The sequence below is a fragment of the Sphingobacterium sp. DR205 genome, from assembly GCF_011064245.1.
GTDB lineage: Bacteria > Bacteroidota > Bacteroidia > Sphingobacteriales > Sphingobacteriaceae > Sphingobacterium > Sphingobacterium athyrii.
Window position 1 is genome coordinate 4,002,096 of sequence record NZ_CP049333.1, and the last position, 16,203, is coordinate 4,018,298.

Annotated in this window: 15 protein-coding genes; 14 read left to right on the forward strand and 1 reads right to left on the reverse strand. The window is 36.4% G+C overall.

Annotated elements, in window-relative coordinates:
• Window positions 1–294: 294 nt before the first annotated feature.
• From G6053_RS17280 to G6053_RS17345, 14 genes are all read left to right on the forward strand, one after another.
• Window positions 295–2,469: a phage baseplate assembly protein V gene (locus G6053_RS17280; RefSeq protein ID WP_165307456.1), complete on the forward strand. Its 2,175-nt coding sequence runs from the start codon at window positions 295–297 to the stop codon at window positions 2,467–2,469.
• Complete coding sequence (locus G6053_RS17285) at window positions 2,466–3,329, forward strand: hypothetical protein (RefSeq protein WP_165307458.1); 864 nt, start codon at window positions 2,466–2,468, stop codon at window positions 3,327–3,329. The genes G6053_RS17280 and G6053_RS17285 overlap by 4 nt, the downstream gene beginning before the upstream one ends.
• Window positions 3,319–4,707 carry a PAAR-like protein gene (locus G6053_RS17290; protein WP_165307459.1) on the forward strand — a complete coding sequence of 463 codons (1,389 nt, stop codon included), beginning with the start codon at window positions 3,319–3,321 and terminating at the stop codon, window positions 4,705–4,707. The genes G6053_RS17285 and G6053_RS17290 overlap by 11 nt, the downstream gene beginning before the upstream one ends.
• 13 nt (window positions 4,708–4,720) lie before the next feature.
• Window positions 4,721–5,182, forward strand: coding sequence for a YrhA family protein (locus G6053_RS17295; protein ID WP_165307461.1), 462 nt, complete (start codon window positions 4,721–4,723; stop codon window positions 5,180–5,182).
• A gap of 42 nt (window positions 5,183–5,224) precedes the next feature.
• Complete coding sequence (locus tag G6053_RS17300) at window positions 5,225–5,677, forward strand: SMI1/KNR4 family protein (protein WP_165307462.1); 453 nt, start codon at window positions 5,225–5,227, stop codon at window positions 5,675–5,677.
• 179 nt (window positions 5,678–5,856) lie between these two features.
• Window positions 5,857–6,294, forward strand: a complete 438-nt coding sequence (locus G6053_RS17305; RefSeq protein WP_165307464.1) for a hypothetical protein — start codon at window positions 5,857–5,859, stop codon at window positions 6,292–6,294.
• Window positions 6,295–6,319: 25 nt separating this feature from the next.
• Window positions 6,320–6,559 carry a hypothetical protein gene (locus G6053_RS17310; RefSeq protein ID WP_165307465.1) on the forward strand — a complete coding sequence of 80 codons (240 nt, stop codon included), beginning with the start codon at window positions 6,320–6,322 and terminating at the stop codon, window positions 6,557–6,559.
• 141 nt (window positions 6,560–6,700) lie between these two features.
• A complete protein-coding gene (locus G6053_RS17315; protein ID WP_165307466.1) occupies window positions 6,701–7,549 on the forward strand; it encodes a hypothetical protein in 849 nt (282 codons plus the stop codon).
• Between the two features lie 122 nt (window positions 7,550–7,671).
• Complete coding sequence (locus G6053_RS17320) at window positions 7,672–8,205, forward strand: thermonuclease family protein (protein ID WP_165307468.1); 534 nt, start codon at window positions 7,672–7,674, stop codon at window positions 8,203–8,205.
• Window positions 8,195–8,755: a hypothetical protein gene (locus G6053_RS17325; RefSeq protein WP_165307469.1), complete on the forward strand. Its 561-nt coding sequence runs from the start codon at window positions 8,195–8,197 to the stop codon at window positions 8,753–8,755. Before G6053_RS17320 ends, G6053_RS17325 begins: the two co-directional genes overlap by 11 nt.
• Window positions 8,756–8,834: 79 nt before the next feature.
• Window positions 8,835–9,422, forward strand: coding sequence for a Crp/Fnr family transcriptional regulator (locus tag G6053_RS17330; RefSeq protein ID WP_165307471.1), 588 nt, complete (start codon window positions 8,835–8,837; stop codon window positions 9,420–9,422).
• A 123-nt stretch (window positions 9,423–9,545) separates the two neighbouring features.
• On the forward strand, window positions 9,546–10,076 hold the full coding sequence (locus tag G6053_RS17335) for a hypothetical protein (protein ID WP_165307473.1): 531 nt from the start codon (window positions 9,546–9,548) through the stop codon (window positions 10,074–10,076).
• A 126-nt stretch (window positions 10,077–10,202) separates the two neighbouring features.
• Window positions 10,203–10,979, forward strand: coding sequence for a Hachiman antiphage defense system protein HamA (locus tag G6053_RS17340; RefSeq protein ID WP_165307474.1), 777 nt, complete (start codon window positions 10,203–10,205; stop codon window positions 10,977–10,979).
• Window positions 10,966–14,367, forward strand: coding sequence for a DEAD/DEAH box helicase (locus tag G6053_RS17345; RefSeq protein WP_165307476.1), 3,402 nt, complete (start codon window positions 10,966–10,968; stop codon window positions 14,365–14,367). Before G6053_RS17340 ends, G6053_RS17345 begins: the two co-directional genes overlap by 14 nt.
• Before the next feature lie 745 nt (window positions 14,368–15,112).
• Here G6053_RS17345 and G6053_RS17355 read toward each other — a convergent pair.
• Window positions 15,113–16,168 carry an NAD(P)/FAD-dependent oxidoreductase gene (locus tag G6053_RS17355; protein WP_165307477.1) on the reverse strand — a complete coding sequence of 352 codons (1,056 nt, stop codon included), beginning with the start codon at window positions 16,166–16,168 and terminating at the stop codon, window positions 15,113–15,115.
• Window positions 16,169–16,203 lie beyond the last annotated feature (35 nt).

Here is a 16,203-nt window from a genome sequence, read left to right on the forward strand (position 1 = left end):
TAACACCTAATTCATTTTGTTGTCTATTCTTAAGTTGATAATTTGGTTTAACCAAAATCACTTTAATAAGTTATGAAAAAAAAAAATCACTAAACAAATAGCGTAGCCTTACGCCCAAAGAGGAATTTCGAATCTATAGAAATTTTGTTTGCCCGACCTCGGAACAATCGCTGTGTAATCTTGCCCCCAGAAGACCAGTGCAAATTACGATTGGCTCTGTGAGTTTAATGGTCTCATTCCAGCAAAAGGTGAAAATCCTATTAAAACCACACAACCGAAAAAAATTATGTCACCATGTTCAAGCAAGAAGATAATCTGCCCAATAAGGGATTAGATTCATCTAATAAAAACCCTTTAGATTCATTGAAGGACGCAGCTCTTAACAATGTCACAAACATTCCTGGTAAACAACAAAAAATTATTAACGATGCAAAGAGTATTGTTGATACCGGGCAACGGTTTATGAGCCAACCTTTATTACCCAATGAACCAACAATCATTCAGGAGAAAAACTGGGCGAAACAACCCACATCAAAAATATATAATGCAGCCGCAATTGCGGAAAATGCAATAACTGGAATTAACAGGGTAGTAAAACTGGATATTCATGTAGAAGGCAAACCCATCAAATATTTTAAACATTTTAAGCTTTCTCAAAGTGCTGTTAAACACCATTGGTTCGAGCTTACACTCGCTCACGATACATTAGGCACCGCAGAAAATCATAACCTTGAAGAAGCCCAAAATTTCTTAGGAAAGAGGATAACTGTCGTTTTTAAATACAAAGATGTCGAAGAGGGTCCTGAGAGAACTTTTGTCGGCGTTATTACCGAAGTAGGTTTTAGTCAGGACAAAGGCAGCCTGGGTAATCTGGTCATGTGCGGCCAGAGCCCCACTATATTATTAGATGCCGCCCCCCATATTCAGAGTTTTGGCGGTACACAGCCCATTAGTTTGAACAGCATTGCCGATGCGGTAATTAAGGAAGGATTGGGGCAAGGGAAATATGATTTTAGGGTGGATGCAACATACGGAAGCGTACCCTATAGCTGCCAGTACGAAGAAACCCATTACAATTACCTGGCAAGGATAGCAGAGGCTTATGGCGAACAATTCTTTTACGACGGTGAGGTATTACATTTCGGCAAGCTTCCGCCACAGGAGCAGCCTGTAACGCTTACATATGGCAGTAATCTGACGGATGTTAGGATCAAAATGAAAGCCCAACATGTTAATCCGTCATTTTACGGATATAACAGCAGTAAAAATGAAAAATTAGAAGGGGGCAATACAAAGATCAATCACACATCAGATATTGCAAGGCGAGCCTATGAAATATCTGAAAAAACTTTTAATACACCTTCCTTAAGGGTTGCCCCTATAAAGGCATCCTCCTTTATGGATATTGATGCTTCACAAAAAGGCACGGCGGGGAGCAAAGCAGCGGAGGTGTTTGTTACTTCCGGTAACACGACTGTTCCTTTTCTATATCCGGGATGTATTGCAGATATAGAAATGCGGAAAGCTGACAGCAACGAGACTTCCTATTTTACAAAATTGATGCTTATTGAAGTAATCCACGAAGTTGATGCCAGAGGTTATTATGATGGATCATTTCAAGCTATTGCAGCCGATACAGGCTTCATTCCAAGACCTGAATTTGACGTTCCCACCGCGGAACCTCAATTTGGTAAGGTTATCTCAAATAGCGATCCACTCAATCAGGGACGCGTGAAGGTGCAACTCGACTGGCAACGAGGTAATGACTCGACTGAGTTTATCCGTGTGATGTCACCAGATGCAGGTAGCAGCGAAAAGGTCAGTAAGAACCGTGGTTTTATGTCAATACCGGAGGTCGGTGATCAGGTCATTGTAAACTTTGTACATCTTCATCCTGACCGGCCTTTTGTAATGGGCGGCATGTTTCATGGCCAGGTTGGTGCCGGTGGCGGACAGAACAATAATTTGATGAGTTTTAGCGGGCGTAGCGGTGCTGAACTAAAGTACGATAACGGAGCCGGTTCTATGAACCTTAAAGATAAGGGCGGAGCTAATATGAAATTTGACGGAAAAGGAAATGCCACCACTAATGCCAACACGAATTACACGGTCAATGCAGGCAGCACCTCGGTAATAAATGTTGGAGCCAATAAGGATCAACCTGCACAATCCATCATAAAAGCAGACAGTAAAGGAAATGTAATTATTGATGCCAAAACCAGCATTACTTTTCTTGTAGGCGGAAACCAAATAAAAATAAGTAAAGAAGGAGTAGTTACAATTGCCAAAGAAGGCAAAATAGAATCGACAGCAGAAACAGGAGAAATTATTATCAAAAGCTTAACAAGTGATGTAAAAGTTGAAAGCTCTGCTGCTAAAGCAAGTATTAAAGGTTCAATTGAAACAAATCTGGGCGGAGGTTCTGTAACGAATATGACCGGTGGAACTGTAAATATAAATGAGATATGAGTTTTTATAGTATCCCTCCATTGGAAGATAAAAAACATTCGAAAAGCAAAAAGCATGAGGATGATGTTTACGCTGTTACTGGTTTTAGCCAAACCAGAAATGGCATAAGCTTTATTGAAAATAATTTTTCCGCTGATGTTATTTATCGTGAAGACCTTTCTGAAAAAAAAATCAGATACAAGGTTAGTGATTTGAAACAATCCTGTGAGGGGTTGATTTTCCAGTTTGCACAATGCTTTAATGAATTCACAGCCGATTTAGAATTGCAAATTAATGAGGGTTTTGAAGTAACAGGTATTTTAAATCATAAAGAGATTATTCAAAAATGGGAAGCAGAGCGAACACGCCTTAAAGAAAAATTTAAGTCAATTCCCGATGTAGAAGAACTTTTAAACAACTATGAAAACAGTGTAAAAAATGAAGAGAAGCTGCGTAACAGTATATTTTATACTGGCATTGCCCAGATATTCTTTCCAAGAATTAAACAACTGTTACAGGCTCCGATTGAACAAAAAAAATTCATGAGAAAAAGATTTTTACATGGATTTTATTTTGGATTGAAAATTCCTGTAAAAGAAGAGTTGACCATAAGGACTAGTGATCAACTATTCATCGCTAACCTTGATGCTGTTCTTGATATTGAAAGTATTGAAAACGGAGAAGAATTTATTAGGGCATTTAAAATGCTTTATGGCGATAAAATTGAAATGGACGACATCACTTTTCATGCAAAGGAAAAATATGAATTGTCCGGTGCTTTAGAATGCATTACTGGCGAAATCGATCAATATTTTGAGGTCAGAGGTGTTCATTTTAAAAAAGACAAAATATCCTATAAAAAAACGGGTGATGAGCGATGAGAATAAAAAATACGTACCGGAAGGCGTATTCTTGGTCTGCGATATGGGAGCTACACCGTCTCAGCTCATTGCAACCCCAAGAAAAGTAAATCTATATGGCCCAATGATGGCCACCGATGCAGATAATAAATTTACGGTCAATGTCCTTCCTTTTGGTGCATGCAAAAAAATAGGCGGTCCGTGTGCATTCGCAAGTGTACAATGGACGAAAACCAAATCGGGAAATGTTTTTGCTAACAACGAGAAATTGTTATTAGAAGATTCAGAAGCTTTTTGTGCTGTAGGACAAGGAAAAATAAAAATATTTTTCGATAAGTATGAAGCCGATTTAGCGAATGAGAACAATAATGAAAGTGGCTTTGTTTCCGAAGAAATTTCATCCAACATATTGGGTCAGGCGCTCACAACCCCGTTTGGAGCTATTGTAGATCTATTTTGTGATGATGATAAAAAATTTACTGAAGGGGTTGGCAGAGGTTTTAAAAAAGGAATGGAAGGCACATGGAATTTTCTTACTGATGATATGTGGAAAGCAGATACCTGGAAAGGTCTCGGGAAAATGGTAGTTATTGGTGCAGCTTATTCCGGCCCAACGGGTTACTTGATGGGTGAAACAAACCTAAGATCGCTAGATTCAGCTTTGGGAACTGATTTTGTTAAGACAAAGGATGCTATGGTTAACGGTGTGAGTGATGCCGCAAGCAATGCCTGGGAAGATGTAAAACGCGGTGAAACAGGAGAAGTAGGTGAAAGTGTAGGACAAATTTATTATGCTGTGGTAGAAGCTGTAGCTGGAAGCAAAGGAGCCGGATTGGTGGTAAAAGGGTTAAGTACTGGAGCCAAAGTTTTAATTGGTGCAGATAGAGTAGCCTCCCTTGCATCAAAAATTTCTAAATTTGCTAACGCATTAAAGCAGGGAGTGCTGAGTGTAGTAAAGGTTGGTAAAAAAACCAAAACCATAATGTTGCCTCTGAAAGGAGGATTGATTGAGTTAAAAAATATAGTGGAAGAACTTTTTACTTACACAAAAAGAAGTGCTGACGATGTAGCAGAATTGCGAAAAGCATTTAATAATACCGAAAGAAAGAAATTTTTACAGAACTTAGCAAAGGATAAAGATAGATTAAGAAGTAAGGGTTTTTCAGATGCGGATATAAAAGCCATGGAAAATGGTTACGTTCCAGAGGGATATCAAGTACACCATAAGTATCCTTTGGATGATAGTGGAACTAATAGTACTGATAATTTGGTATTAATTGAAAACGATCCTTATCACAAGGCTCTAACTGTCTATCAAAACAATGCGACTAAAGGTATGGAAGCAGGTGATGTAAAAGAATTCCCATGGTATACTATGCCAGGAGATATTTACCCTTAAAATCTAATTTATTATGAGCAAAATTGAAAAATTAATCGACGAGATTATAGCACTTAAAAAGAATATTGGATATGAAATAAACAAACCTATAACAGAAACCCAATTCTTTGAATTAAAAAACTACTTTGAAAGTCTTTATGAATCTGGTATATCCAAATTTTATAAAGAAATACTGTATTTAAGTAATGGCCTGAATTTTAACGGATTATTTCTATATGGGATATGCGATAAAAGTAATTTAAATTTAATAGAAGCTAATGAAGAATGGCATACAAATAAAGATTTTGCAGAATATATTTTTTATGCTGATTCAGAGCAGTATTTATTTGTTCAAAATCTTCAAACCAAATTATTTAGTTTTCATCCAAGAGACAGATTTGAAACCACATTGTTTGAAACTACAGATGATGAACTTTTTTTTCAAATTATATTAGAATGTGCCTTGGGAGAAGATATTGAAAGTAAGTATTTATGATATTTAGTATAGACAAATGGGAAAGCAGTATTAAGAAGAGTGATGAAAATAATAGGTTACGAAAAAGGAAGTTTAGAAAATGTCAATGAAATAGAAAAAAAGTTTGACATCTTGTTACCAGAGGATTATAAAAAATTTTTGATAAAGTATAATGGTGCGGATATTGTGGATGGAATTTTTTATGTTAAAGATTTAGAACAGAAAATATTGATGGGAGGGTTTTATGGTGTAGAATCGGACAATAAAAAAATTGGACTAATTAACCAAAACGAAGAATATGGAGATGATATTCCTGATAATTCTCTTTTAATAGGTTCTGATCCAGGAAGTGGGTGGATTCTTCTAGTTAATGATGGAGAAAATAATGGTATTTGGTATTATGATCATTCTTACTTTTTTTCTCAATCAACAGATGAGTTAAATACTTATTTTATCTGCGAAACTTTTAGTGAATTTTTAACAATTTTAGAAACGACCCCTCCTCCGACTGAATAACTATATAAAAATATAATCTACTCAGTATAAAAACTCCGTTTTTATTTTAAATCTTGGTTAGTTGTAATCTTTTAGAAGAAAAAAGAAGGCAGACTTATTGCAAGAGCTATTAGTCAAAATTGTTATAATGCAATTAATCCTATCAACGCAAGCATTTCAACTCCAATATAAAAAGTAGAATGAATAGATTAGAAACGATAAATAAAGATCTGTCTGAAAAAATTGATAGATCAACTAATGAGACAATTTTAAATAGGATAAATTTAAATACATGTGATTTTGCTATAAATGAAGGGAATCTTTCAGATAACAAAATTGTTGAAGAAATAAATTCAAAACTGCAAAATAAAGAAGTAATTTCAGATGATGATATTCAAACCATTTCAGATTTAATGGAAAGGCACGATGAATTATACTTTGATTATGATGACAATGGCCAAGGAGAAGAGGCAATGATAGAGTTTGGTAAAACTAGAGCACTTGCATCGTTATTGTATGCTCTTCAATACTATAACACGACAAATATAGACTTATTGAAAGAAAGTATATATGAAGCTTCAATGATAAATGAAGATAATTCTGATTTTTTCAATACACTGCAGAATATGATAGAATAAAATAGTTTCAAAATAAAAATGAACAATGGGTGAAAAATTAATTGATGAGATTTTAAAAGTTGTAGAATCTGAGACCGGGCTCAATAGGTCAGATTTCACTACTAATTCGAGAAAAGAAGTCTATTTAGAAGCTAGGAAAAAAACAACAAAACTTTTAATTGATGAAGCTCAATTATCAGATGAAGGTATTGCAAAAGTTTTGGGAGTTTCAAAAAGCACAGCGAATACTTATAGAATTAGTTTAGGTTATCGTCGTAGATCTTAAAAGATAATCTCAAAAAATGATAGTTGAGAAATAGCGTAATTTTAAATCCTTTTTACCCTGATCGAGAATTTAATAATAACATAGTATTTATGCAATACATAAATTTGGATCTTATTTGTAATTATTGACAAAACACAAATTTTGAAGAATATACCAGAACTTTCTAGAGCTATCTGTAATAGCATACTTACACATACTCCGATTATAAATTTACCCAAACCTCCTTCTGCGAAAGCTGTTGGCTGTGGTATTTATTTAAGAACAGATTCTGCAAGGTACTTAATAAGTGCAGGACATCTTTTAAACGTTGAAGATTGGAAAAAATTTGTTGCACCAGTTGGAGGTGATAAAGTGATATGGTTAAATGGAGTTCTAGCGACTACTTACGATAAAAATTTGGACAATTTTGATATAGATTTTTCCGTCTTAAGATTTTCAGCTCGAATGAATAAACATTTCACAGATGATCAATGGAAATTTATTTCACAGGAACAAATTCTTGTAAATCATAGTATTGACTATAATGGATATTATTTTGTAGCAGGATATCCTATAAGTGGTGTTAAGAAGAAAGTGGGTGAAGCAGTTTTTGATCCAATTCCATTCAAGCTCACGACCCAATCTATTCCACAAAAAAGATATGCTACTTTAGGTTATGATGAAGAACAATTCATTTTAGTTCACTATCGTAGAAAACTCCAAGCTTTCGGTTCCAAACATGCTCAAATAACAAAAGAAATTCAAGGTATTAGTGGTAGTGGACTTTGGTATGTACCGGATTTTGATGATAAAGATGAAAGAGGCATTCCAAAATATTATCTTGTAGGAATTATGACTGAAAATCACAAAGACAAAGGATTCTTACTTGCTTTAAAGATTGATTTTGTCACAGAAATAATAATTCAAGCATTCGCAGACAAATCATTTGAACATTCGAGATTTAATCTTGTTTCTAATTTACCTGATATTCAAATAGTACAAGAATTATAGCATTCATCAACAAGCTATTGCTGAAAGATAATTAAGATTGTAAATTTGAAATTATACCTTAAACTATCTGCTACCATTATATAATTAAACAGAGGTGTTTTAAGCTCCTTCCCTCTCCTACGATGAAAACATTAAAAGACAAAAATATACTTCAGAAAACGATAAGCTTGAAATATATATTTATTATATCCATATTCTTCCTTTCGGAAGTTGTTTGTGCACAAACTAAAGCTCGAATTATAGGCATTAAAGATGGTGATACTGTTACTGCTTTATTAGAAGGAGATATCCAAAAGACTTTACGTCTTGCAGAAGTAGATTGCCCAGAGAGCGGACAACCATTTGGAAAAAATGCTAAAGAATTTACTTCAGGCGAGATATTTGGAAAAGATATTGTTTTCTATGAAACAGATCAAGACAGATACGGCAGAACTATTGCCAAGATATACTATGATTCAGGAAAATATCTATCTGAAGAAATCATAAAGTCAGGATTAGGATGGTGGTATCATCAATATTCAAAAAATACTCAGCTGGGAAAATTACAAGAAGCTGCCAAATTCAATGGTTTAGGATTGTGGCAGGATAAAAATGCTATTTCTCCTTACGAATGGAGAAAATTAAACAAACTTAAAAATCAAAAAGATGAATATTAAAATATCGACTGTAATAGCAATATCTTGTATTTTGCTTAGCTGTGGAAATGGTGAACAAAAGAAAGAAATAAAGGAAAATGTATCTAATACAAAAACAGCTACTAACGACCCCAAACTTGAGGAACTTAAAACTGAAGCATCACGCTTAAGGGCTGGAGGTTCAATTAAAAGTGTAGAATTAATCGACAAAAAAGCGACAATAACTTATGTGTCAAACTTTACAGAATACAAAGAAATCAATCCGCAATCATCTTTGACTGAATCAGAATTGAAAGCTTATTGGGATTCTGGAGATGCAATTGAAAAAGCACTTATTGATGGTTCTGTTAGAATAATGCGAAAACTGGACTTTGTAGACCAAGTAAATATCAATTTACCTTATGAGGAAGAAATTTATGAAATTTCAGTAAATAAAGCAGAACTTGAAAAATTCATTGGAACCGATTTTAAATCAATTACGGACAATTGGGATAAAAGATTCTCTGATCCTTACGTTTATAACAAAAAAGGCAGAGAAGCTTTTTTTAAAAAATTTGGAGTTATAAAATAGTAGATATCATAACTATATTTAAGATCTTATTACATTAATTTTAAAGAGGAAAACCACATATATTTTCAAGTAAAGCAGTATGAATCATCAAAGAATTCAAGAAAATATACATCAATATATCACCTTGAATGAGACTGAATTATTGGTATTTTTATCTCGGTTAAAAAAAATACAAATACCTGGAAAAAGGACAATATTATGTCAAGGACAATTGTGTGAGAAGATCTATTTTGTTGAGTCGGGCGCATTACGTGCATTCTATATTGATGAATCAGGTAAAGAGGTTACTATAATGTTCGCCATTAAAGATTGGTGGATTACAGACATGTACAGTTTTATTAATGAAAAACCAGCCATGCTAACCATTGAGACTATAGAAAACAGTATGGTTTATCAGTTAAAAAAGAATGATATAGATTATTTGAATGTAGCTATTCCACAATTTGAAAAATTCTTTAGAATTTTGATGCAGAATGCCCATGTAAGGGAACAGCTGCGCGTGATTCATAACCTCTCTCTTTCGGCGGAAGCTCGCTATGAAATATTTCTCAACAAATATCCGGACTTTGCAGAAAAAGTAAAGCAAAAGCAAATAGCTTCCTATTTGGGAATAACACCTGAATTGTTAAGTATGATTAAGCAAAATAAAGGAAAAGGCTTAAAGTAGTTTATTTTTTTCGGCAAAATGGTCATTAATTGGCATCTTTATATTAATTAGTAAAACGATCCTAATACTTATTTCATGTCAATATCGAGCAGGAACCAATCATGACCCAACATTAATGAAAATATGAATATTAACTTAATCTTACAAAATCTTAATAGAGCAATCACTGAATTATTGGAAAAAGAAGCTGGTAATCTTCTTCGAGGTCTATCTGAGCTAAATATTTCCACACATTTGACATTTTACCTAAAACCTTATTTCCAAGATTATAATGTTGATGCCGAATACAATGGTGATATCGATAAGGAGAACGATAGGAAAGCTCTTGTTTTCGCAAAAAACCGTATGCTTGAAATTGGACTAGAACCTAATGATGAAAACAACTACAGAATAACTCCCGATATAATTATTCACACAAGAGAAAGTAATGAAAATAACTTGGTAGTAATCGAAATTAAAAAGGACTCTCATTCACGTAAACACAAAGAATTCGACCTTATAAAGCTTGAACATCTAACCATTGATTATTTAGGAAATCATTACAATTACAAATTGGGTGTTGCGCTAATTTTTGGAACCAAAAAGAATACAGGCACATACGAAATTCGCTTTTTCCAAAATGGAAATGAAATTTTAGCTGAGAATTTAGTATAAGGCAGTAAAGAAATTTCTCGCACAAAATAATTTAAAGGAATTACATTTTAAAATCCTTTGGAAAAATCATGGTTTACAGCATTTGAATAAAATTTCTTAGATTTAAAGTGTATAAATCATAACCAAATGTCAATTTTCAATACTTGGATTGATCGCCAAGAAGAACTCAACAACCGTAAAACATTACACATATGCACTGAAATTGCAGGGACGCGCTCTCGAATTGCTGGGGATTTGCAGGAAATCATTCGTTCTCATTATAACGATTTGGCTCTTATCGCAGACGATATAAAGCATCTGGGATATAAAAATGCGTCGGCAGTACTTAAAGCACGTTTACCGCAAACAAGACGAGCCCGTTCTGGTGACCTAGGTGAGATTCTTGCGACCGAGTATATCGAATATGCATTAGGATATGAGGTGCCGATAAGGAGGCTCCGATACAAAGATGGTAGAGAAATGGCACTTAGGGGTGACGATTTTATCGGTATCCGCCGCGACAATCAAATGGGTTTAATGCTGTTAAAGGGGGAATCGAAAAGTGCATCGAACCTGTCCAATACTACGATTAAGAATGCTAGAACAGCATTAGACCGAGACAATGGGCGGTGTACGCCACATGCATTACTTTTTATTGCTGACAGACTTATGGATGGATCGGCTACTCAGCTGGAATTAGGCCGATTGCTTAAAACTGAGGTCGCAGTTCAAAGCTTACCACCGAACAGAATTGAGCATGCATTTTTTACAATGACAGCTAATAACCCTCTCCCCTTTCTGCGCGCGGACTTAAATGCAGCAGATGGGACACGTCGACAAACTTCAATTAATTTAAATATTACTGATCACCAGGACTTCATTGCAGAGTCCTATAATAACCTTGAACACCTTGGAAACGATTGAAGAAATTAGTGCTTTTATTATTGATTTGTTAAGGAATGATTTCCGTGATGGGCTAGCAGATAGTGCAACTGCTTGGTCGATGATGCGCAAAAACGGTGTTCCACCTCCTGGAATTGCCTTTAGGCGATCAATCTCAACTGATCTCGCAGAATATGGTTTTTCTATTTTGAGGGCTGGTTTGAAGTTAAAAGAACTAAATGGCGAGCAAAAGCTCGTTCAAGATGCTTTTTACGCAGCTGGAAAGGCATTTGAAAGTTTAGTACGCAATGCTTTTGAGGGGGATCCTAATATCGGTTTTTTCCGTGTAATCTCAGGTGCGAGTTATCACTTAGCCGGTTATTCTGCAATTGCCTATTCAATCCTAAACAAACGTATTAACGAAGAGGAAAACAATGCGCCTTGTGAGATAGCGTTGATCTGGCTTATCTTGCGCGATTTGGATAGGCTTAGGGATCATATTCGTGTAACTTTAGAGCTTGGTGGAGATGACACGGCATTAGCAGAATTGCTTGAGTCAGGTGATTTTGAATTGGAGGATGTGGTTAGTGATATTCTAAACAACAGTATTTGCCAAGGTTTGGCATGGTTTGATTTAGCTCTGGCAACTGGTGAAAAAGGACTATTTGATGAAGGTCGGCGTATATTGGGTGCTGCGGTTAAACTTGCAGCAGATACTTCCACTGTCACACTATGGTGGATTGCTAAGCTGGCTTCTGGTCTAATGGACGAACTGTGGGAATCGACTCTCCACGTTAGATTGCCTGTTGACCCACCAGCAGATGGCGAGGAATTTTATCCTAAGTTACGCGATCTGTTTATCACACAATTATATTGCCGTAAAGTTGCAGAAGTTGAACTCTGGCCATCTCAGCTTGAAGCAGCAGCGCGTTGCGGGAACATCACAGATGACTTAATCGTAGCACTCCCAACTAGTGCCGGAAAAACTCGCATTGCCGAGATGGCTGCATTGATCACCTTATCAACCGAAAAACGCGTGCTGATCGTCACACCACTCCGTGCTTTGTCAGCACAAACCGAACGCTCATTCCGCAAAACGTTCAGCCCTTTAGGATTTAGCGTATCCTCCCTATATGGAGCGGGAGGATTGTCCGGTATGGATGCGGATGCCCTTAAAAGTCGTTCGATAGTTATTGCGACTCCAGAAAAACTTGATTTTGCACTTCGCAATGATGTAAATATTTTGAATGATATTGGATTAATTATTCTCGATGAAGGTCATATGATAGGTAAGACTGAGCGGGAGATCCGTTTTGAAATTCTAGTACAAAGACTACTCAAGCGAAGTGATGCCAGTGAGCGACGAATCGTATGTTTATCAGCAATTCTTCCAGACGGCAAAAACCTTTCGGATCTTACCGAATGGATGCGTAATGATGAATCAGGTACCCCTATTAAATTAGCTTGGCGACCAACACGTCAGCTATTTGGTACATTGGAGTGGCGTAACGGCGCCGCAACACTTTTTTATGATCATAAAAAAGATCAACCCTTTATTTTGAATTTCGTAAAAAAAAGCAATGGGGTTAATCAGGCAGTTGCACGCCCCTCAAGTATGCATGACCTGACGATTTACGGAGCTTGGGCATTTGCACAACAAGGCAAAAAAACTTTAGTATTTATTAGTCAGGCTAATTGGGTAGAGAAATTCGGATTGGTAGCCTTAGATCTTGTAGCAAAAGGATATTTACCAAATTTATTAAAAGAAACCGACAAAATAAGCCGGTGCATCGCAGTGGGCAAAGAATGGTTGGGGGCTACACATCCAGCGGTGAAGTGCCTAGAGATAGGTATGGCAATTCACCACGGTGGTTTGCCAGACCCTTTTCTGCGCGAACTGGAATTACTTATAGCAACAGATGTGATAACTATTACCATTGCATCGCCTACGTTATCTCAAGGTTTGAACATTAATGCAGCCGTGTTATTGGTACCTTACTTAACCCGTGCAGGTGAACAAATTAAGGGTGAAGAATTCGCAAATGTTGCAGGGCGAGCAGGGCGAGCTTTTGTAGACGTAGAAGGCCTTGTTTTACACATTGTATATGATAAACATGAATACCGAAAGAGCACATGGAACAAAGTGGTAAACGCAGCAAGGCACCGAATGCTTACAAGCGGTCTTATGCAGGTTATCCAACAAGCCATACAACGACTTGCCACAGGCGGAGTGCTCAATAGAGCTGATGCATTTGAATATCTTGCCAATTCTCGCGAAGCTTGGTTCACCAAATCGAACGGAGACCCGGCAAATGAAATAACCGAACTAGAGAGTGATATTGATAAACTTGACTCGATGATTCTTAGTCTAATTGAAGCATTAGATAGCGAATCAGAAGAACTACCTTCACTGTTGGATGAGGCACTTAAAGGTTCATTTTGGGAAAGACAGATTGCACGTAAAAGTGTCTCTTTCAGGGAAAGACAAATGAATCTTCTTAGAGCAAGGGCTAGAGTCATATGGGCTAACACTACAGCGCAGCGGCGGAAAGAGCATTTTTGTATGGGCGTAGGACTAGATACAGGTCTTCTACTAGATGAATTGGAAGGAGAATTAAATAATGCTTTAGATGAAGCAGACTATGCTGCACTAACGGGAAATGTTGATGAACTTCATAAGTCGCTCGTACGATTGGCCGAGCCGCTATTTAAAATACAGCCTTTTAAACCAGAACGTCTTCCAGAAAATTGGAAAGAATTACTTGCGAAATGGGTAAGTGGTATTTCCATTGATCTTATTGGGCCAGGAAACGTAAGCAATATTGAGGAACTTTTTGCCTACCGACTAGTGTGGGCAATTGAAGCGATTAAAATGCGACGGTTGGCAACGGGATGGGAACCCGAATATATTACTGGTGGTGCAGCGGCATGTGCTGAGAATGGTGTGCCATTACTTATGGAAGCAATGCTTATCCGAGCTGGCCTCCCCTCGCGGCTTGCTGCCATGGCAGCAATAGAGAATAGCAATGCTGATTTTGATGATATGTTAGGAATGAGAAAATGGATAGAAAGCGATGAAGTTGAAGAACTTAGCTTGGAGCCGGATTGGCCTTCTATTGAAACAGCTCCACTCTGGAAACAATTCCTTAAACAAATGCTTCAACCAGAATTAAAAAAGTGGAAACGACAGAAGTTTACTGGTAAAAAAATACAATACAATGTTCCTGCAAAAATAGCAGATGGAATTTATCGATTTGAGATTGACGAAAATGGAACAGCTTGGATGACAACACCGGATTTCAAACGAATAGCTCAATTTAGTCAAACTGTAAAAGAAACTGGTCGGGGGTTAACATATATCAGATATTTAAGCGAAAATATCCATCCAGATGTTATACGTTTTTGTGAAGGGCAATTGATATGGTATTAAATTTACTACATCTTCATCGCAATTAATATTACTATTAACCCTATTAAAGATGATAGCTTTTGTTTTTTATTGCATCGATTTGTCTAATTTAAAAGCGGAGAAATTTTTGGGAGAATTTACAAAAGATTTCCGCTAACATTTCAACCTATGAAAATCTGCTCGTTTTTAAAAGAATTTGGTTAAGTTCGATTTGGTTTGTTTACTGAAAATCAGTATCTTTGATATAGTTATTATTAACTGGAAATTAGTTACCCCCTATTTACCCCTCGCCCGACACAGCGCCCTCACTATCAGGGGCGTTCAGATTTTGTATCGGAAAATAATCAATCCGATTTTCAGCATATTACCAAAACAACAAGCTTTTTGAAGGACATAAAACAGTTTGAAACCGTCAACAAAATTTATGGCAGTTATTTTAAGAATAGTTTGCCGGCAAGAAGCACGGTTGAAGTCTCTTCATGAGCTAAAGGTGTAGGTATCGAAATTGAATGTATTGCTGTTAAAAGGTGAAGCAAATTAATAAATTGAAGTGCAACCAATTGGACAAAGTTTATCTGGAGGAATTATTTGTCAATACTCCGCGGTGGAATGAAATTTCTAAAAACAATATGCTTTCTCCCCAATCTCAAAGTTCACATCTAGATAAACATGATTTAGCTAATTTTCTTTCTGAATATAACAAACAGCTATTTTCTTTCGGGAACCAAAGCCTCCCATTTTGTAAGCAAGTTTAATAGTATAAAAACTATAAAATTTGTGCTGCCGCCCTCTGGGCAGCAACTACTGCTCCTTCCATATATCCTGCATATTCTGTCGCAGTTTCTGTAGCACAAAATAACAGCTTGTCCTTCAAATAATGCTCTAGCAATAAAGGATGCCCATTAAACTGATGTGGGCGTTGAATTATTTGACTGCCACCGAGGATAAATTCATCAGTCCATATTTTATCAAAATAAGATACCGGGTTTGAGGCTTGACTTCCCAATAAGTTCGTTAACTGGAGTACCACATTTTCTTTTCTGACATTGGGAAGATAAGAAGCAGCACTACCATTTAGAAAACCTGTAAATCCAAACTTACTTTCTTCAAAATTTGTGTGATCATACATCTCTGTGATGATGCCTGAATGACTAAACAACATTCCCGAATATCCGTTATCTTTCCAAAAGGGTCGGTCGTATTCAAGTGTAAATTTAAGTGCACCCCCCATCCAGGTATGGACTTTCGATAAAATATTAGTGAGTGAAACCGGTAATTCAGGTAGAAAGCTGATTTGATTTTCAATCAACTGAGGAGGCATACACAGAACAGCCATAGTGGAAAAGTATTTATGGCCTTTAGTAGTTTCTATAATCAGATAATCTTTTTCTTCAACTATAGAAGTGACTTTATTTTTTAAGTGTATAGAGTTCGTAGGAAGTTTTTGAGCAAGGGCATTAATAAGCTCCTGCGTTCCGCCTGCGATCCTATAAGAAGGATTTTCCGATTCAGGGACATCAAACTTTTGCGGCGGTTCAAATGATTTAGTCTGGAATAAAGAAATACCCTTTGAATACTGCGGATACTTATTTAACCCAAGCTCCTCTAAAAGATTAATTAGGTTAGTATGCATGTCCGACAACCATGTTGCCCCCAATTCAAGAGGTGTTCCCAATGTACCCTCAATTGTATGAATTCTACCTCCCAACCGTGGTGCAGCTTCCAGTACTGTAGTTCTGATATTTCTCTTTGACAGCAGATAAGCTAAGGTCAGGCCGCTGAGCCCTCCCCCAATAATAACAATTTCTTCTTTCTGTTCCATGGTACGAAATTGATAATTTGTAAGAAAAGAAACAT

Bases quoted from the DNA above. Each gene is read 5' to 3' on its own strand.
- G6053_RS17280 (WP_165307456.1), top strand. From the start codon at position 295: ATGTTCAAGCAAGAAGATAATCTGCCCAATAAGGGATTAGATTCATCT.
- G6053_RS17285 (WP_165307458.1), top strand. From the start codon at position 2,466: ATGAGTTTTTATAGTATCCCTCCATTGGAAGATAAAAAACATTCGAAA.
- G6053_RS17290 (WP_165307459.1), top strand. From the start codon at position 3,319: ATGAGCGATGAGAATAAAAAATACGTACCGGAAGGCGTATTCTTGGTC.
- G6053_RS17295 (WP_165307461.1), top strand. From the start codon at position 4,721: ATGAGCAAAATTGAAAAATTAATCGACGAGATTATAGCACTTAAAAAG.
- G6053_RS17300 (WP_165307462.1), top strand. From the start codon at position 5,225: ATGAAAATAATAGGTTACGAAAAAGGAAGTTTAGAAAATGTCAATGAA.
- G6053_RS17305 (WP_165307464.1), top strand. From the start codon at position 5,857: ATGAATAGATTAGAAACGATAAATAAAGATCTGTCTGAAAAAATTGAT.
- G6053_RS17310 (WP_165307465.1), top strand. From the start codon at position 6,320: ATGGGTGAAAAATTAATTGATGAGATTTTAAAAGTTGTAGAATCTGAG.
- G6053_RS17320 (WP_165307468.1), top strand. From the start codon at position 7,672: ATGAAAACATTAAAAGACAAAAATATACTTCAGAAAACGATAAGCTTG.
- G6053_RS17325 (WP_165307469.1), top strand. From the start codon at position 8,195: ATGAATATTAAAATATCGACTGTAATAGCAATATCTTGTATTTTGCTT.
- G6053_RS17330 (WP_165307471.1), top strand. From the start codon at position 8,835: ATGAATCATCAAAGAATTCAAGAAAATATACATCAATATATCACCTTG.
- G6053_RS17335 (WP_165307473.1), top strand. From the start codon at position 9,546: ATGAATATTAACTTAATCTTACAAAATCTTAATAGAGCAATCACTGAA.
- G6053_RS17340 (WP_165307474.1), top strand. From the start codon at position 10,203: ATGTCAATTTTCAATACTTGGATTGATCGCCAAGAAGAACTCAACAAC.
- G6053_RS17355 (WP_165307477.1), bottom strand. From the start codon at position 16,168: ATGGAACAGAAAGAAGAAATTGTTATTATTGGGGGAGGGCTCAGCGGC.